This is a genomic window from Dyadobacter sp. HNCC25DJ187 (assembly GCF_056895255.1).
The window spans coordinates 139519-157258 of sequence record NZ_JBXHAT010000003.1 but is presented as its reverse complement, the minus strand read 5'-3'; the positions used below and the strand labels follow the sequence as shown (position 1 = coordinate 157258).

The 17740-nt window shown below is 40.6% G+C and carries 16 protein-coding genes; 11 read left to right on the top strand and 5 right to left on the bottom strand.

Features of this window, described 5'->3' with window-relative positions; translation table 11 throughout:
• Positions 1-70: 70 nt before the first annotated feature.
• The 3 genes from AC1XUE_RS21910 to AC1XUE_RS21900 all read left to right on the top strand — a co-directional run bounded on the left by AC1XUE_RS21910 (position 71) and on the right by AC1XUE_RS21900 (position 3995).
• Complete coding sequence (locus tag AC1XUE_RS21910; RefSeq protein ID WP_483358152.1) at positions 71-979, top strand: ROK family protein; 909 nt, start codon at positions 71-73, stop codon at positions 977-979.
• Between the two features lie 94 nt (positions 980-1073).
• Positions 1074-1784, top strand: a complete 711-nt coding sequence (locus AC1XUE_RS21905) for a glycosyltransferase family 2 protein (RefSeq protein ID WP_483358151.1) — start codon at positions 1074-1076, stop codon at positions 1782-1784.
• Between the two features lie 207 nt (positions 1785-1991).
• On the top strand, positions 1992-3995 hold the full coding sequence (locus AC1XUE_RS21900) for a T9SS type A sorting domain-containing protein (protein ID WP_483358150.1): 2004 nt from the start codon (positions 1992-1994) through the stop codon (positions 3993-3995).
• 32 nt (positions 3996-4027) lie between these two features.
• On the opposite strand, the gene AC1XUE_RS21895 is transcribed toward AC1XUE_RS21900, so the two are convergent.
• The 3 genes from AC1XUE_RS21895 to murB are packed head-to-tail and all read right to left on the bottom strand — an operon-like array spanning position 4028 to position 7760.
• Entirely contained in the window at positions 4028-5497 is a 1470-nt protein-coding gene (locus tag AC1XUE_RS21895; RefSeq protein ID WP_483358149.1) for a hypothetical protein, read from the bottom strand.
• Between the two features lie 9 nt (positions 5498-5506).
• A complete protein-coding gene (locus AC1XUE_RS21890) occupies positions 5507-6730 on the bottom strand; it encodes a hypothetical protein (protein ID WP_483358148.1) in 1224 nt (407 codons plus the stop codon).
• Positions 6731-6743: 13 nt separating this feature from the next.
• Complete coding sequence (gene murB, locus AC1XUE_RS21885; RefSeq protein WP_483358147.1) at positions 6744-7760, bottom strand: UDP-N-acetylmuramate dehydrogenase; 1017 nt, start codon at positions 7758-7760, stop codon at positions 6744-6746.
• Positions 7761-7871: 111 nt separating this feature from the next.
• On the opposite strand from murB, the gene AC1XUE_RS21880 reads away from it, so the two are divergent.
• Both AC1XUE_RS21880 and gmd read left to right on the top strand, forming a co-directional pair.
• Entirely contained in the window at positions 7872-8435 is a 564-nt protein-coding gene (locus AC1XUE_RS21880; protein WP_483358146.1) for an SPOR domain-containing protein, read from the top strand.
• A gap of 44 nt (positions 8436-8479) precedes the next feature.
• Entirely contained in the window at positions 8480-9592 is a 1113-nt protein-coding gene (gene gmd / locus AC1XUE_RS21875; RefSeq protein WP_483358145.1) for a GDP-mannose 4,6-dehydratase, read from the top strand.
• A 72-nt stretch (positions 9593-9664) separates the two neighbouring features.
• Here the strand turns inward: gmd and AC1XUE_RS21870 are convergent, their stop codons facing one another.
• Positions 9665-10123, bottom strand: a complete 459-nt coding sequence (locus AC1XUE_RS21870) for a thioredoxin family protein (RefSeq protein ID WP_483358144.1) — start codon at positions 10121-10123, stop codon at positions 9665-9667.
• A 173-nt stretch (positions 10124-10296) separates the two neighbouring features.
• On the opposite strand from AC1XUE_RS21870, the gene yihA reads away from it, so the two are divergent.
• The 5 genes from yihA to AC1XUE_RS21845 all read left to right on the top strand — a co-directional run bounded on the left by yihA (position 10297) and on the right by AC1XUE_RS21845 (position 14486).
• Positions 10297-10905 (top strand): ribosome biogenesis GTP-binding protein YihA/YsxC, encoded by a 609-nt coding sequence (gene yihA / locus AC1XUE_RS21865; protein ID WP_483358143.1) that lies wholly within the window; start codon positions 10297-10299, stop codon positions 10903-10905.
• 149 nt (positions 10906-11054) lie between these two features.
• Positions 11055-11537: a DUF5606 family protein gene (locus AC1XUE_RS21860; RefSeq protein ID WP_483358142.1), complete on the top strand. Its 483-nt coding sequence runs from the start codon at positions 11055-11057 to the stop codon at positions 11535-11537.
• 78 nt (positions 11538-11615) lie between these two features.
• Complete coding sequence (gene deoC / locus AC1XUE_RS21855; protein WP_483358141.1) at positions 11616-12278, top strand: deoxyribose-phosphate aldolase; 663 nt, start codon at positions 11616-11618, stop codon at positions 12276-12278.
• Positions 12275-13429, top strand: coding sequence for a glycosyltransferase (locus AC1XUE_RS21850; protein WP_483358140.1), 1155 nt, complete (start codon positions 12275-12277; stop codon positions 13427-13429). Before deoC ends, AC1XUE_RS21850 begins: the two co-directional genes overlap by 4 nt.
• A gap of 112 nt (positions 13430-13541) precedes the next feature.
• Complete coding sequence (locus tag AC1XUE_RS21845; protein WP_483358139.1) at positions 13542-14486, top strand: 3-oxoacyl-ACP synthase III family protein; 945 nt, start codon at positions 13542-13544, stop codon at positions 14484-14486.
• A gap of 77 nt (positions 14487-14563) precedes the next feature.
• Here the strand turns inward: AC1XUE_RS21845 and AC1XUE_RS21840 are convergent, their stop codons facing one another.
• Positions 14564-16564, bottom strand: coding sequence for a M1 family metallopeptidase (locus tag AC1XUE_RS21840; RefSeq protein WP_483358138.1), 2001 nt, complete (start codon positions 16562-16564; stop codon positions 14564-14566).
• Between the two features lie 130 nt (positions 16565-16694).
• Between AC1XUE_RS21840 and meaB the strand changes: the two genes are divergently transcribed.
• On the top strand, positions 16695-17711 hold the full coding sequence (gene meaB, locus AC1XUE_RS21835) for a methylmalonyl Co-A mutase-associated GTPase MeaB (RefSeq protein ID WP_483358137.1): 1017 nt from the start codon (positions 16695-16697) through the stop codon (positions 17709-17711).
• Positions 17712-17740: the final 29 nt, after the last annotated feature.

Sequence of the window (17740 nt, the reverse complement as noted above, 5' to 3'; positions counted from 1 at the left end):
TGTAAACAATAGGTCATTTTTACTAAATTGCCACATTTTTAAAATTATTTATTAAACCCATATTGATTTCATGGAACAGTACCTCGGTATAGACGTGGGCGGCACCAACGTAAAAATGGGGATCGTTGATGCTACGGACGGAAGAATATCCAATTTTTATAGCCACGATACCGCTAGTTGGCGCAGTTCAGGCCACTTTATTGAAAGACTTGGCGATGCAATCGCACTACAACTGGTTGAATATCCGGAAGTTAAAAAAGTCGGAATAGGTGTTCCTGGCCTTACCAACAGAGCCCGCACAACACTAATTGAGATTACCGCTATTCCAGAAATTGATGGAATTACAATTGTTCCTGATCTGAAAAAACGTTTCCCAAGCCATGATTTTTTCCTTGAAAACGATGCGAATGCAGCCGCTTTGGGAGAATATTATTTCGGAGAAGATAAGCTACCTGAGGATTATATATTTGTAACCTTAGGAACAGGTATCGGAGGAGCAGCTATTATTGACAAAAAAGTGTTTAAAGGTGGTGGTGGAAATGCTATGGAACCAGGACACGTCCCTTCGAAACACGGAAAAGTACTGGAAAGAAATATCGGTAAGAAAGAATTGCTTGATATGGCAAATGCCATGAGAGCGGCATATACCGGAACTACACAACTGCCATCTGACGGAACAATCTCTACAACCGGCCTTGTAGCAGCAGCATCAGCCGGAGACGAACTGGCTAAGGCTATTTTTACAGAAATGGGTTACTTGTTGGGAGAAGGTTTGGTCTCAATGATTCGAATTCTAGACATAACGACTATCCTGATCGGCGGTGGCATCTCTGCATCTTTCGAATTTATTTTACCTGCTATTAACGAGCGTTTACAGTATTGGCTCACTCCATATTACCTTAAAACAATGAACATCAAAAGAGCAACGCTTGCTAACGACGCAGGTCTGTTAGGTGCTGCTTCTCTTTGTTTTGAATAATAAGTTATTGAACGGAGCGCCCTGTTGCATGTAACAGGGCGCTTTTTTTATATCTTTACATCGAAAAAATTCTAATTGACGTACATTATTTCTAATGAAATTATCTGTAATAGTACCCGCTTACAACGAAGAAAAGACCATTCTCACCGTATTGGAAAAATTAAGATCAGTAAAATTGATTGGTGGATTTACAATGGAACTTGTGGTTGTAAATGATTGCTCAGCAGATAATACAGAAGGTAAAGTGCGACAGTTTATGACGGAAAATCCTGAAGTAGAAATCACCTATTTCAGGCATGATGTAAACAAAGGAAAAGGTGCAGCGCTGCATACAGGAATACGCCGCGCAAACGGAGACTATATCATTGTGCAGGATGCAGACCTTGAATACGATCCCGAAGAATTTAATATTCTGTTGAAGCCGGTAATTAACGGATATGCTGATGTAGTTTATGGGTCCCGCTTTATGGGTGGCCGCCCTCATCGTATTCTTTTCTTTTGGCACACCATCGGAAATAAATTCCTTACTTTCCTGAGCAATATGTTCTGTAATCTCAACCTTACAGACATGGAAACCTGCTACAAACTTTTCCGTGCCGATATGCTCAAAGGTCTTAATCTTAAAGAAAATCGCTTCGGATTCGAGCCGGAGGTTACGGCTAAAATTTCAAAAATCCCAAAAATCAGGATCTATGAAGTTGGGGTCTCTTATTATGGCAGAACCTATGAAGAAGGTAAAAAAATCAATTGGAAAGATGGTTTCCGGGCGATTTACTGCATTTTGAGATATGGCTTGGGTAATTGAACAGAACGTTAACTTCCTGATTTATCTAAATTTGAGATACCAATTGTATTTATCAGGAGGTAGCAAAGTAGGTAACATTCGGTCATTCTTAAAATTTTAGGATTCTGCTGCAGATACGTTGTACTTTCTTTATCAAGTTTAAGATTACAACGCGTACCTTTACTCTTTAATAAATCATCTGCTTACTATATTGTTCGTCTTTGTTCAATGATCAAACATATACTTCACCTTTGTCTCATTCTGCTCGTAACCTTTGGTAATCAGAGTTTCGGGCAAAAATTCAATCTTGCCAGTTTCGATAAACTTCCGCTGGACAAACAGCTGTTTCCGAGGGATAAAAACAATGAAGCTACGATCACTATTTCGGGGCGTTTGGAAAGTGCAGGATTTACACATATTTCCGTTGTTAAGTATAGAAATGAATTAAAAACAGGCTATCAAAAAGCCAACGCCAGTTATACGAATGGCGTTGCTCAGTTTAAGTTCGATACAAAGATTAAATCCGAACTTGCAGAATATGCCTTCGAGATATATGCTATCAAGTCTGCTACCGACTCATCTCTGATCGTCAAAAGATCAGATGTAGTTGCCGGTGATTTCTATATCATATACGGTCAGTCAAATGCTGTAGCATGGGAAGTAGATTATCAATACAGAAACGAGTATTGTCGTTCATTCGGTTCTTCCGGAGGAGGAGGAGTCATATGGGGATTATCCAATTCTCTGACGCCACGTGTCGGTATTTTTGGCATTGAATTTCAGCGGGTAATAGCTGAAAAATACGGCATTCCTACCTGTGTTATCAACGGTGCTGTAGCGGGTGCCTCACTGGCAGATCTTACAGTTCGTAATAGTTCCAACCCCACAGATGGTTCAAATCCTTACGGATCCATGTTGAGTTATGCCACTCAATCAGGACTCTTACCATATACCCGGGCCATTTATTACTGGCAAGGCGAAAATGAAGCAGCTTCTAATGATCCCTTGTCATGGGCACCCCGGTTCCCTGCACTGGCCAACCAGCTACAAAAAGATTACCCCTCTGTTGAAAAAATATATGTTTTCCAATTACCCCTTTTTGGAGGTGGCGCCTATGATGACCGGATCGGTGCTTTCAGAGAATCCCAGCGCACGCTCGACAGAACATTACCTATTGTACAACCGTATGCTGCACTAGGCGCACCGGGCTGGAATGGTTTTCATTATGGACTGGACGGTTATTTGAAAATAGGACAGGATATGGCTGATATGGCAGGCCATTTTCACTATGGCAAGAAGGAAAAGATGACATCTCCAAGTCTCCAAAAGGCATTTTATTCAAATCCGGAGTCAAGCGAAATCACGATGGTCTTTGAAGATTACCAGGAAATGGTATATCCAAATGATACTGTTGCAATCAATATTGAAGGTAGCCCGGAATATTCTTCGATCTATTCAGTAAAAGATTTTTTCTATCTAAATGCCGTATGGCAAAAACTGAAATCCGGGAGAGCAGAGGCGAATAAGATTATTGTTGAATTGAAAACCGTCGGGAATGATACGACTATCAAATACCTTCCGTCAAAGTATCACGATGCAACATTATTAAATGCTCCCTGGGTTTACATCGGACCTTTTCTGAGGAACACAAAAGGATTCCGTGCCTTTGCTTTTCACCATAATAAAATTCACCCGTATACCGATTTAGGTACATTGACATTAACCGCCTCTGAGGATAAATCTAATATTGTTTTAAAGTGGAACGCCCTTTCATCAGTCACCAGTTACATGCTGGAACGATTTTCAGGCAAAGATTCCTTCCGTTCTCACGAAGTAATTCATCTGAAAGCAGGACAGACAGAATATAGCGATCCAACAGCGAAGCAAGGTGTCGAATACACCTACTCGATCAGAGGAATTTCAGCTACCTCAGAATCAAAAATTGCCTCGACCACCCTTGTGAAACAAAATGAAGATATAACTGCTCCTGTAGCTACCAGTCTGTCGGTGTTCCCAAATCCGGCGATACAGGAAAATGTTAATATTACTTCGAGTACATATAAAATTCTTAGGGTTGATATTTATACAACGTCAGGACAGAAGGTCAAGACAGAAGAATATCCCGGACAAGATTGGGTATCTATTGCAACCACAGGTATGAGCAGAGGACAGTATATTTTTAAAATACTAACAGAACAAGGCTTCAGCTCTCACAAAATTCTTATACAGTAAATATTACCGGCTTCCTTTATACATAGCGTTTACTACGGTTTCCGTTGTGGAGCTATGTATTTTTCATAGTAGGAATTACGATCTCCGGTATATTGATCTGCCCCTTCCTGAGACCACTCTGCTTTTAAAGCTTCATACACATTGGGATAGGTGTCATAAGGCATTGCTTTAAATGCAGAATCATTGATCCTGTTCAACCGAATCGCTCTCCATAATCTGCTGATTCCCAAAAACGAGGAAGAAAATAGCAAAAAGATTAAAACCCAGGACAAAACAGAATTTTTGAACCTAAGCGTTCTGGTGTAGCCATTCATCGCCGAAAGCGGGTGAAATATGTAAATCCCTATAATGACAAGAACCGGCATCATTCCACGGATCAAAAGGTCATTCACCTCCCCCATTCTATAAAGTGGAAATACAAGACATAAAAAAATGGATATATAGAATGGAAGTTTACGCTCTGTAGATTTCAAATTGTTAAAAGCCACGAAGCTCCCTGTAAAAAGTAAAATATTGAGTAAGATATTTGCCGTGTACTTTCTTACTATATTATTCAAATTCAGATCAAATTCCCATAAAAATCCCGAAACAGGGATTATCTCATGGGACAGAAACAAGATTAGTACAGGCACGCAAGCTATGAATGGCAAGACAGTCTTCCTGACCACTTTATCCCATTCTAACTTAAAGTGGGCGATAATCCAGGTTCGAATGATCAAAATCGCCACTAGTAAACCACTTACAAAAGCAGGAAATACAGCCCACCAAAAAGACATAGCGATCGGCAAAACCATCAAATTAATGTCTTTATGATTCAACAGGATATACATGAACATGCCTCCCAGAATCAATGCCGGTATGACCTGATTAGGCACCCAAAACAGGTTTTCAAAAACCGACCAGTTCTCTATACCGAATTGGTCAAGCGTGTACAATCTGTTTGAGAACAAAGCAAGTATGGCAATTACAACCCTTGGAAGATCTCCAAGGCAAAGGATCAACCATAAAAACACCAATCTTTTATTAACTGACAAATAAATCCATCCGATTCCCAAAGCCAGGCCAAGTGATGTCCATAGCAGTATAAAGCTCTCAACGATACTTCCTGCCATCCTATTAATCAGAGAGGGAATGGCATAAAAGCCATAATAATAGGAAATGACTGCGCTGTCAGCATCTGGCAACCTCACTGGCCATGGATATGCAAAAAGTTCCAGAAATTTAGCATTATGAGCCCAGTGATCCTTGGTCTGGTAGGTATATCCGTTAAGACCCGACACAATCGCAAGAAACAAAGCAGTTCCAATCAGAATCAATAAATCTTTGCGTGAAAAGACCCGTTCTGAGCCAAAGCTTTTGTCTTTAAAGTCATCATATAAAAAGAAAAGTAAAAGCCCTGTCCCTATAATGGCAATACCCGTTGCTGTCCAACCCCAATAAAAAATGAAATTGGGTAGCAGCAAGTATGCGATGCTGGTTGTCCGTAAGTTTTTAATTGTCATCCTTACCTGCTATAAGGAATAGGTTGTAACTTTTTGCCCTCTGCTTTGCAACAATGCCCATTCTTCATCAAACATGGCTAAAAACCAAAGCACCATAATCATTGGAAGCGAATATTTATCCCATGAGAGCTGAGCTTTCCCAAGCAATAAAAGGTTAAACAAAACAACGAAACTCGCAAAATTAAGATTTGGCGAAAAGAAGCGCATCAAAGTGATCAGCATTAATATACCGAAAACACATTGCTTCAAAATACCTGAAATGCCTATTGTCATCAGCAACTGATCAAGGTATCCCAGATACGGCCAGGTAAAGTATGGATTATATGCCTGTTTGGCCGGAAAAAGCAAAATAATCGCCAAAACAACTGCAATGTAACCCAAGAGAAAAAACGGATGTTTACGTGGATAATCGACGAAATACTTCCACTTTCCAGTAAATAAAACTTCGGGAATAACATAATAGGCGGCCATAACAGCGCAGGAATAGAGAACAAACCCGAAATTATAGTGGACAATTTTATCCGAATCGTAATGCTGCTCCGCCATGACGCTGGCCGGAGCCGGACCATTCCATAATATAACCCACGGCACAATACTCAGTACTGCGATTACATACCACATCCAGTTTCTTTTGGCCAGAGCAGATACTACAAATCCCTGAATATTTCGGTTTTCTTTAAGCAAAGCCCACAACTCGTAACAAACAACCGCTGCAGGAAACGCCAGCATATACTGCCGGCATGAAACAGCGGCGATGAAAAATACCATCGCCCAAATATGTTTTCCTTTTATATATAAGGCAGTTCCGGCTAGTGTAGTAGCCATGGCAAATATGTCAGTATAATAATAGGCACTGCATAAATAGTAATTAGGAAACAGAAGCAGACCTCCCAGACATAAGAAAAAACGCTTGGAACGTTCAGGAGCTGACCAGATGAAAGTCATAAGCAGCAAAAAGCTGACGCCATAAGTCAACAACCTTAAATACTGAATATCTTCTCCGAAAAGACTGACAACCCACCCTCCTAAAATAAATGGAATCGGCGTGTTCAATTCATTGTAACTAAGAAGGAGATTTAACGATGGTATTGGTTCTTCGCTAAACTGAACTGCAGCTGGAAAGTAATGATGTTCATCCTGATACAGAGGTCCTGTAAACTTGTCTTTCAAGAAAAATACAGCAACAAAAAGAATAAAAACAAAAACTGATACGAATAACTTACGTGACGGCATTTTGACGCTTACATTAAATAAAATTGACCTCGGTCGACAAAGAAACTCCGAATTTATCAGCTACGGACGCTTTTATTTTTTCCGATAATGCTTTAACATCTTCTCCTTTACCACTGCCATAATTCACAAGCACAAGCGCCTGTCGTTCATGAACTCCTATCTGCCCGTCACGGAAGCCTTTCCAACCTGCCTGTTCAATCAGCCATCCAGCCGGAACTTTGATCTTTCCCGGTGTAGTCGGATAGCCTGGTATCGTAGGAAAGGAGATTTTTAAATGATCAAAATGGGATTGCTCAATTTCAGGATTCTTAAAGAAACTACCTGCATTTCCTATTATTGCAGGATCAGGTAATTTACTTTGCCTTATAGTGACCACAGCCTGGCTAATTGCCTGAATAGATAAATCAGTCACGCCCATGTCGGCTAGTGTCTTGCGGATATCTCCGTATTCGACATGAAATACCGGCTTTTTGTTAAGCTTGATTAAAATGCCGGTAACAATATATTGGTCTTTAAGTTCTTTCTTAAAGATACTTTCTCTGTACCCAAACTGACATTCCTCATTTGTAAATATTCTGAGTTCTCCGGTCTTTATAGAAACAGCTCTTACTTCTTCAATGACATCTTTTACTTCCACTCCATATGCGCCGATGTTCTGCATGGGCGCAGCTCCGGCCGTACCAGGTATAAGCGATAAATTTTCAATTCCTGCATAGCCATTTGCGACGCAATACATCACAAGATCATGCCAAACTTCTCCCCCACCTATGCTTAACCATATATACTGATCATCTTGCCTTACAACTTCAATGCCTTTGATATCAGGATGAATCACCAGTGCATCAATATTTTGGGTAAACAGCACGTTACTTCCACCACCTAGAATGAACTTAGGAATTTCTTTATATAAAGGATTTACTAAAAGTTGCTGTAGGTTTTCCTCAGAGTCAGCTTCTGCAAAGTATCGTGCTTCTGCATCCAGGCCGAAGGTATTGAAGCGGAGAAGTGAAACGTGCTCTCTTATTTCCATATATAATTCTTTAAATCGCTGTAAAGTTAGCTATTACATTCAAATTAGCGCTGAATTGGTGATTCTTCCAATTTTGGTTAAGTTTGTGCGCTCATTTCGAACTAATAACACATGTTTTTGAAGAACAAATTTCTTTTTTTAATGCTGATACCGGCGCTTATCAGCCTAGCCGGTTGTAGCAAAAAAAACATTGCAGGTTCATCCTCGTCGGTTTACGGTGAGGATCTGTCAAAAGTTCGTCCTCGTTTTGAATATACAGAGCCTAAGGAACAGCTCAGTGAAGAGAAAAAATCCGAAGCACTACCACCAGCTAAAAATGTCAGCGACAAACCTTTGTATGTCAATAAAAAACTGGATGCTGCTCTGGATTCCCTTTCAAAGCAAAACAAAGCTATTAAGTATATTAATGGTTATCGTATTCAGATCTATGTAGGAAATGTAAGACAGGAGGCGGATGCGGCAAAATCCTACGTTTATCAGGTTTTGCCTGATCTGACACCCTACGTTTCCTATTCTCAGCCTACTTACAGAGTGAAGGCCGGCGACTTCATCTACCGAAGTGACGCAGAACAATATCTGGAAACCATCAAAGCTCAGTATTCATCTGCAGTAATACTTTCAGACAGAGTAGAAATTAAAAAGAGCCTGATGGTTGGTACAGGTGGTATCGAATAAGATATTATTTCATTGGTAATTTTCAATTATTATACATCGAACAGATGAAAAAAGCACTCATTACGGGTATTACAGGTCAGGATGGCGCCTATCTAGCTGAGCTTCTGCTAAGCAAAGGATATGAGGTGCATGGTATCAAGAGAAGAAGCTCTTTGTTCAATACCCAGAGAATCGACCATATATATGAAGATCCGCATGAAAAGAACATCCGGTTCCATTTACATTATGGCGATCTGAGTGATTCAACGAATATTATCAGAATCATACAGGAAGTACAGCCTGACGAAATTTATAATCTGGGTGCGATGTCTCACGTTCAGGTGAGTTTTGAAGAACCGGAATATACGGCCAATGTTGATGGAATAGGTACTTTACGTATTCTGGAAGCTGTCCGTTTACTGGGCCTTACCCAAAAGACAAAAATTTATCAGGCCTCGACCTCGGAATTGTATGGTTTGGTTCAACAGGTTCCACAGTCAGAAACTACTCCATTCTATCCACGTTCTCCATACGCAGTTGCAAAACTGTATGGTTATTGGATTACAGTAAATTATCGCGAAGCATACAATATGTTTGCAGTAAACGGTATTTTGTTCAACCACGAATCCCCGCTTCGTGGTGAAACATTCGTTACGCGTAAAATCACCCGTGCGGTAGCAAGGATCGCACTTGGCCTTCAGGACAAAGTATTCTTAGGTAATCTTGACGCACAACGCGACTGGGGGCATGCCAAAGATTTTGTAGAAGCCATGTGGCTTATTCTTCAGCAGGAAACTCCTGAAGATTTTGTAATTGCTACCGGAATTACTACCAGAATTCGCGACTTTGTACGTATGGCATTTGCTGAAGTTGGGGTTGAACTGGAATTCAGCGGTGAAGGTGCGCAGGAAATCGCGAAAGTAACGAAATGTAACAACCAGGACTTCCAGATCGAAATCGGAAAAGAAGTAGTTGCTGTTGATCCTCGTTATTTCCGTCCGACGGAAGTAGAATTGCTGATTGGCGATCCTACCAAATCGATGACTAAATTGGGATGGAAACCTAAGTACGACCTGAAAGCACTTGTTAATGACATGGTAACTTCGGATGTCGCACTTTTCAAGAAAGATCGCTTATTGGAAAGCAGCGGACATCGTGTTCCTAATTACTATGAATAAGATATTTTGACAAAGCAAAAGCGCTGGTTCGGGATCCGAACCAGCGCTTTTGTTTTATGATACACTCAAAAACTATAAAGCAGCAGCTTTTGTATACTTTGGTATTTTCTGACCAATTTTAATCAGCATCTCAGGCTTTTGGTAACCAATTACTTCCTTCACCATGGTGCCATCAGGGTTGATAAAAAATAGTGTAGGGTATCCTTGCAGAGGATATTTTTCAGCGAGCATCGGGCCCTCGCCACTTTCCATATCAAACTTTACATTGATAAATTTCTTGTTAAAAACCTGCGCTACATCGGCACGTGTAAAAACATTTTTCTGTAATAACTTACAAGGCCCACACCAGGTTGTATAGGCATCAAAGAAAATGACCTTGTTTTCAGATTTTGCTTTTTTCAATATTTCCGCCCATGTACCCTTTGTAAAAACAATTCCCTTTTCTTCCTTTTTTGTACCATCCTCAGCGAATGCAACCGATACTGACAGCATTAAAGCAAAAGCGAACACCAACTGTTTATAAATTTTCATTTTTTCTCCTGTTTCTGATTTGAACAATGATATAACGAAAATACCACTTTGTTTTATTTTACCATATATAACTATAAACCAATCATTTCAGTTCAGCCTGCATAAACATGCTGTATATGCCATCTCCGTCAAAAGATTGAGTACCTTTGCACCCAAATTAATTTGCAATACTTATGAAAATTCAGGAGGCCAAATATGTAATGAGCAATTCCGAGTATGAGAAATGCCCTGCACCCGTAAAACCTGAATATGCCTTTATAGGGCGCTCCAATGTGGGAAAATCTTCCCTTATTAATATGCTCGTTGAGAAAAAATCCTTAGCGAAAACTTCTCAGCAACCGGGAAAAACTCAGTTGATTAACCACTTCGAGATTAATAATACATGGTATCTTGTCGATTTGCCGGGATATGGTTATGCCAAAGTCAGCAAGACAGAACGAGAAAAATGGGAGAAAATGATTTCAGATTATCTTCATAACCGGGAAAATCTGATTTGTACGTTTGTCCTCATAGATATACGACATAGCGCCTTAGCCGTAGATCTGGATTTCATGGAAAAACTTGGGGAAGCCGGTATTCCTTTTCACATCATTTTCACCAAAGCGGATAAGCTGAAAGCGTATCAGGTAGCCAATCAGGTAGAAGCTTATACCCAAAAACTTGCTGAGTTATGGGAAGAGATACCTCCTTTCTACGTTACCTCGGCAGAAAAGCACGAAGGAAGGGAGCCAATTCTGGAAACAATAGAAAGTTATAATGAAACGTTTTCCCAAAACAGGTAAGTACAGAGTTGTTTAAGGTAGAATCTTTCTGTTATTTTGCGCAGAAATTGACCTTGCCGGCAACTGGTTTTAACCTTTACAATGGCGAAAAATCTAAATAAAAAACTAATAGCATAGAAGAAATGAGTGATACATCAGAAACAAATGGAATGGAGTTGCTGAAAGAAATAGCTAATGTTTCGGGTAAAGGCGGACTTTTCCGTATTCTAAAGCCTAGCCGTGCAGGTGTGATTGTAGAAAGCCTGGATGAAAAACACGAGAAAACACTGATTGGCCCTACTGCCCGTGTATCTGTGCTTAAGGATGTTTCTATATTTACTGATGGTGCAGAAGAATCTGTTGCTCTTTCTGAGGTGTTTTTAAAAATAAGAGAGATTCACGGAGAACAAATATCCATTGATGTTAAAGCTTCATCTGACAAAGATCTGATCGAATTTTTAAACAAGGTTCTACCTGAATTCGACCGTTCAAAAGTTTATATTTCTGACATCAAAAAAATCATTTCATGGTACAATCTTCTTTCTAAATATGTACCTGAACTTTTTGTTGCAGAAGCAGCTGCCGTAGAAGAAGAGGCACCAGTTGAAGAGGAAGCAGCACCTGCTCCTAAAGCGAAAAAAGCAAAAGCCTGATCAAGCCGGGCTGACATGATGATATAGCAAGGGCCCTGTCGCTGAGACAGGGTTTTTGTATTAATGGTACGTCCCTTTATGAATGACATTTCCTCTTATATTGATCACACTTTACTAAGTCCGACGGCTAGGGAAACGGATATCCGGAAAGTGTGTGAAGAAGCCTGGATTCATCAATTCAAAGCAATATGCATTGCTCCCACTTATGTGGCTTATACCAAAGAAATGATGGAGTTTTGTCCGGTTAAAATCGAAATTGCAACAGTGATAGGATTTCCGCTTGGTTATTCTACAACCAAGGCGAAAATGGCCGAAGCACAGGAGGCGCTGGAGAATGGTGCTACCGAACTGGATGTGGTAATGAATATGTCCCAGTTCAAGTCTATGGCATATCTGAGCATTCGGAATGAAATTACACAATTGACAAAGTTGGTTCATGAACGCAGCGCAATTCTGAAAATGATTTTAGAGACAGCTTATCTGGACGCTTTTGACCTATATACCGCTTGCGAAATATGTGCGGAATCCGGAGTTGATTTTGTAAAAACATCTACAGGATTTGCACCCATCGGCGCAGAACTCGAAACCGTCCGCAAGATGAGGTCTATCCTTCCTCCTGCCGTGAAGATCAAAGCATCAGGAGGAATCAAAACTTATGAGCAGATTGTGGCTTTTATAGAAGCAGGAGCCGACCGTATCGGAACCTCTTCAGGCGTATCCATTGTAACGCTCGCGCGATGAAACGTGTTTTGCTTCTCAGCAGTATACATCCGGCAACAGATCCCAGGATTGTGTACAAGACAGCACCTTCGCTGACTGCATGCTTTGAAGTAATATGTGCCTTACCAGGGGATAAAAGTAATGTCTATACTGATTCTGCCAATACAAGAATGATTTGGTTGCCGCGGTACCGAAGTTTGCTGAAAAGAATTTTTCTTTGTCATCCGGTGATATTATGGAAATGTTTCAGGCTGCGTGCCGACTATGTTCACATTTTTGTTCCGGAACTCATTCCATTAGCAATTCTATTTAAATGGCTGGGTGCAGAAATTGTCTATGAAGTACAGGAAAACTTATTCAAGAAATTTGAAATCAAAAAACATAACAATCACGCTATTTTCAGATTTCTTTTCAGACATCTTGATTCCTATGCCAGAAATCAGTTCCATTGCATTTTTACTGATGATGCTTATCTCAGCGAGTATCAAAATCTGAAATATCCATCTGTAGTTATCAGAAACTATGTATCACTTGCGTTTATTGACCAATACGCCACCCAAAATACAGCATGGCAAACCAGTCAAACTTCATTTTTATATTGCGGAGTAGTTTCGATGGAAAGGTGTTTTGATGTATTGGTTGCCGCACTTGCTTCTATAGTTCATAAATACCCCGATCTCAGAATTCACTTATTCGGGCCGGTTCGTTTTCAGAAGAAAGATGCAGAGCAACTACCAGATTATCATCTAGTAAAAAAACATTTAATCTTTTACGGATATACCGATTTGAAAAAAGTATTGCCATATGCGAAGCACTGCGTTGGAGGAATTGCACTTTTAAAACCGGTAGCAGATTATCCGGATTCTTATACAACCAAATTATTTGAATATATGGCATTAAATTTGCCAGTCATTACATCAGACTTCCCTTTATATAAAGATGTAATTCAGCAATCAGGTTGCGGGTTTTGTATAACACCTCAGGATGCTCATTCACTATCTGAAAGCATGGAATGGATTATAGCCCATCCTGATAAGTCCCGAGTGATGGGAAATAATGGCAGAGTAGCCGCAGAAAAACTTTACAACTGGGGCTCGGAGCATCAAAAGTTATTAAAATTTTACAGTCAGATCAATAAGTACACCAATTTGAAAACTCCCGTAGTATTATAATTTTATAAATTAATTATTGAATTGTTCAAATATCAAATACTACGTTTTCTATGAAATATTTAACTTTCGGAATTAAAGCAGAATTTTAGCTTGCGAAGTCAACTTCTCAACCATGTATATTAATACAGTAAGTCATTATTTACCAAGCCAAGTTATTGGCAATGAATATTTTACAAAACTCAACAACCTTTCTGATGAGTGGATTGTATCTCGCACCGGCATTTCGGAAAGAAGAAGAGCTGCGCCTGATGAAAATACAGCTACTATGGGTATGAAGGCAGTTGATGCCTTATTAGAAAATATTCCTTACAGCAAAAACGAAATTGATCTGATTGTTGGCGCAACTTATACGCCGTACGATACTATTGTTACGCTCGGTCATGCGGTTCAACATCAATTACAGATACCAGATATTCCTGTTGTAACCATTTCATCAGCCTGCTCATCTTTGCTTAATGCTATCGAAATTGTAGAAGGATATTTTGCAATGGGAAAAGCCTCAAAAGCATTGGTTGTAGTTTCTGATCATAATACTGCCTACAATAATGAGCAGGATACTGTTTCTGGCCATTTGTGGGGTGATGGTGCCTCTGCCTTACTCATTTCAAAAGAAAGGCAGACTGACAAAGATATGCATATCAAAAAGCTGATTACCGGAGGAGCTGCAACCAGTGGAAAAGCTATTGAGGCTGTTGTGTTACGCCCCAATGACCGTGGGGTGGTTATGCCGTTTGGAAGAGACGTATTCCAGAATGCATGTATTTATATGCCAAAGGTAAGTCAGCAGGTAATACAGGCTTGCGGCCTCACTATTGATGACCTGGACTATCTGATCCCTCATCAGGCCAACCATCGGATTAGTCTGAATGTGATCAATACAATGGGTATCCCTGCTGAGAAGCTACTTTCTAATATCCAATATCTGGGCAATACAGGATGTGCCGGGTGCGCCATCGCATTATCCGAAAATCAGGAAAAATTTGTGAAAGGAAATAATATTGTAGTAACCGTATTTGGGGGTGGATATTCTTACGGAGCTATGCTGCTGACAGTATAAGCTTCAGGTAACTGACTGATTACGAAAAAAGCCTTCCTGTTTTATCAACAGAAAGGCTTTTTTTCGTGATAGATAATCTAGTTCACTTCCGGTTCTGCTTCTACATATTTAGCAGGCTTCCATACATTATTTTCAGGCTGAATATCCGGAAGATTATGATCCGGGTCAATCGTTACCGAACGAATAGGTTGAGTAGTTGCAGCACGGAAAGTCCAGGTACCACCTCTCTGCCAGATTTCAACAGGAAGCTCAACGCGCGTTTTCTTCCCACTTACCTCCTCTATATCTACTTTCGCAGGCATTGCCCATTGATTCAGGTTTTCGATGGTGATCAATGATCCTTTTTCCGGATTCTGGCCTACATAAGCAACATCCTTCACACTCTGGTCCAGTTTGTAGTTTTCAAAAAACCATCCTTTCCAGAACCACCCAAGATCTTCTCCGGCTGCATCTTCCATTGTACGGAAAAAGTCGTAAGGTGTCGGGTGCTTAAATGCCCATCTTTTCACATAGGTTTTGAACGCGTAATCAAATCTGTCCTTACCCAACACCTGCTCTCTCAGCATTTTCAACCCCAATGCGGGCTTATAATATGCTTCCCAACCCAGGTTATTTGGTTGAATTACATCAGGTACAGTCATAATCGGGTCTGCTTTGGGTCTGAAAATAATCGGGGCCAGGCGGTGCAGATTATTCATTTGCGTGTCCTTATACTCTCCGTTATTGAAATGATCTCCTGACAAAAAGTTAATGAAGGTATTAAACCCTTCATCCATCCAGGCATATTTACGTTCATTGTTACCTACAATCATAGGAAACCAGTTATGACCAAATTCATGGTCTGTTACTCCCCAAAGATCCTCTTTTCTACTTTTGCTGCTACAGAATACAATTCCCGGATACTCCATTCCACCTACAATCCCCGCTACGTTGGTAGCAACCGGGTAGGTATATTCGTGGACATAAGATGAATAGAATTCAATACAACCCTTTACATATTCTGTTGAACGCCCCCAGCCGTCAGCTCCGCCATCCTCAGCAGGATATGCCGACTGTGCCAATGCTGTTTTTCCATTTGGAAGATTCATTTTAGCTGCATCCCATACAAACGCCTTTGAAGTTGCCCAGGCAATATCCCGCGCCTGAAGGCATTTAAATTTCCACGTTAATGTACCTGACTGCTTAGGGCGGGTAGCAGGATTAGTTACCTCTTCAGCACTACGAATCATAACCGTTTCGTCACTTTTTGCTGCGGCAGCAAGTCTTTTACGTTGCTCGGCAGTAAGCACATCATTCGGATTCAATAATTCTCCTGAGCCAACTACGATATGATCCCATGGTACAGTAACATTGTATTCAAAATCACCATATTCAAGATAGAACTCGCCGGCACCCAGGTAAGGCAATACGTTCCATCCTTCGATATCGTCAAAAACAGCTACACGCGGATACCACTGTGCCATTTCATATACAATCCCGTTTTTTGTTTCCAGTGTTCCCATACGGTCAGAACCATACTGAGGGATCTTGAAAGAATAACCTATTTTGATACGGATCACATCACCATTCGCTTTCACCGGAGTTGCCAGACGAATTTGCAAACGGGTATCGTCAACGATATAATTAGCGGTAACAAACTTGTCTTTACCCTGCTGTATCTGAACAGAGTGCAGAGAATCTCCTCCATTGAATCCCGTATTACCAAAACGACCACCAGTTACAGCCGTTGTTTTGGCACCTCTTGAATGACTGCCAAATGCATTCTGATCCAGTTGAAGCCAAATGAATTCCTGGTTCTCAGGACTGTTATTTTTGTAGATGATCTCAACATCTCCACTGACCGTGCCTTTTTGCTCGTCCAACGCAACATTGATTTTATAGTCAGCCTTATTCTGCCAGTATTTAGGTCCCGGTGCTCCGCTTCCTGTACGGTATTCACTTCCGGGCTGGAAATTAAAAAGAGGGTGGAATAGAACATGAGCATCGTACTTCGCTTTTTCTGCTTCCTGAGCAAAAACGCCCGAAACACCGAATAAACACAAAGCAGCTATCCCATAACAGATGTTTGAAATTTTCATTATGATGATGACTTATTAAAAGATGTTGTTGAAAACGAGCAATATACAGGTTTTCGCGTTTTTTTATCTCAAAAAGTTTCATTTTTACCCGTACCTGCCGACTTTTACTTATATTCAAATAAACCCAACCATGAGACAGCGGCTTTCAGCAGATGCTTACAGCGCAGGTATTCTTTCCGGTGACCGCATGGTACTGAGTCGTGCTATAACAGTCATAGAGAGCAATTTGCCGGAAGACCGCATTCTGGCCAGGAATATTCTTAAAGCCATCCTTCCTCATTCCGGCAAATCATTTCGTATCGGAATTACAGGAATACCTGGTGTAGGTAAAAGTACATTCATTGAGACGCTGGGGATCCATATTGCGGAGCGACATACAAATGTTGCCGTACTTACTATTGACCCTTCCAGTAAAAAATCAGGTGGAAGTATTCTGGCTGATAAAACACGGATGGAAAAACTTTCTCGTAACCCTAAAGCATTTATCCGCCCGTCCGCATCAAGCCTGCATACAGGTGGCGTAGCGCGTAACACACGTGAAACCATACTCCTATGCGAGGCAGCAGGGTTCGAGATCATCATTGTTGAAACCGTAGGCGTGGGCCAGTCGGAGACTTTGGTAAAAAGCATGACGGACTTTTTTTTGCTACTGATGCTGGCTGGTGCCGGAGACGAGCTGCAAGGTATCAAAAGGGGAATCATGGAGATGGCTGATGCTATTGTCATTAATAAAGCAGATGGCGATAACAGAATACCTGCACAAAATGCCGCTCAGGAATATCAAAACGCACTTCACCTATTCCCTAAATCAGAATCCGGTTTTCAACCAAAAGTAGTCACCTGCTCTGCTAAACATCAAATCGGAATAGATGCTGTATGGAAAGTGCTTACAGATTATCAGCAATTCACTTTAAACAATGGATTTTTTAATAAGAACCGTAAAAGTCAGAATAAGGATTGGATGCATGATTCGATCAAATATGCCCTTGAAGAGCAATTTTACAAATCGCAGTTAGTTCGAAAGAAAATAAAAGCCATTGAAAAGGCGTTGGAAGCTGGCAAGGAGTTACCAACGGATGCAGCTGAAGAACTGTTACAGTTGTTTTTTAGTAAAGTGAATACGGCTGAAAATCAGGCTACATCATAGATATTTGAATTTTGAAACAATATTTTAGA

What these genes read in the sequence shown, in the direction of transcription:
- AC1XUE_RS21910 (WP_483358152.1), top strand. Translation starts at nt 71, where the DNA reads ATGGAACAGTACCTCGGTATAGACGTGGGCGGCACCAACGTAAAAATG.
- AC1XUE_RS21905 (WP_483358151.1), top strand. Translation starts at nt 1,074, where the DNA reads ATGAAATTATCTGTAATAGTACCCGCTTACAACGAAGAAAAGACCATT.
- AC1XUE_RS21900 (WP_483358150.1), top strand. Translation starts at nt 1,992, where the DNA reads ATGATCAAACATATACTTCACCTTTGTCTCATTCTGCTCGTAACCTTT.
- AC1XUE_RS21895 (WP_483358149.1), bottom strand. Translation starts at nt 5,497, where the DNA reads ATGACAATTAAAAACTTACGGACAACCAGCATCGCATACTTGCTGCTA.
- AC1XUE_RS21890 (WP_483358148.1), bottom strand. Translation starts at nt 6,730, where the DNA reads ATGCCGTCACGTAAGTTATTCGTATCAGTTTTTGTTTTTATTCTTTTT.
- murB (WP_483358147.1), bottom strand. Translation starts at nt 7,760, where the DNA reads ATGGAAATAAGAGAGCACGTTTCACTTCTCCGCTTCAATACCTTCGGC.
- AC1XUE_RS21880 (WP_483358146.1), top strand. Translation starts at nt 7,872, where the DNA reads ATGTTTTTGAAGAACAAATTTCTTTTTTTAATGCTGATACCGGCGCTT.
- gmd (WP_483358145.1), top strand. Translation starts at nt 8,480, where the DNA reads ATGAAAAAAGCACTCATTACGGGTATTACAGGTCAGGATGGCGCCTAT.
- AC1XUE_RS21870 (WP_483358144.1), bottom strand. Translation starts at nt 10,123, where the DNA reads ATGAAAATTTATAAACAGTTGGTGTTCGCTTTTGCTTTAATGCTGTCA.
- yihA (WP_483358143.1), top strand. Translation starts at nt 10,297, where the DNA reads ATGAAAATTCAGGAGGCCAAATATGTAATGAGCAATTCCGAGTATGAG.
- AC1XUE_RS21860 (WP_483358142.1), top strand. Translation starts at nt 11,055, where the DNA reads ATGGAGTTGCTGAAAGAAATAGCTAATGTTTCGGGTAAAGGCGGACTT.
- deoC (WP_483358141.1), top strand. Translation starts at nt 11,616, where the DNA reads ATGAATGACATTTCCTCTTATATTGATCACACTTTACTAAGTCCGACG.
- AC1XUE_RS21850 (WP_483358140.1), top strand. Translation starts at nt 12,275, where the DNA reads ATGAAACGTGTTTTGCTTCTCAGCAGTATACATCCGGCAACAGATCCC.
- AC1XUE_RS21845 (WP_483358139.1), top strand. Translation starts at nt 13,542, where the DNA reads ATGTATATTAATACAGTAAGTCATTATTTACCAAGCCAAGTTATTGGC.
- AC1XUE_RS21840 (WP_483358138.1), bottom strand. Translation starts at nt 16,564, where the DNA reads ATGAAAATTTCAAACATCTGTTATGGGATAGCTGCTTTGTGTTTATTC.
- meaB (WP_483358137.1), top strand. Translation starts at nt 16,695, where the DNA reads ATGAGACAGCGGCTTTCAGCAGATGCTTACAGCGCAGGTATTCTTTCC.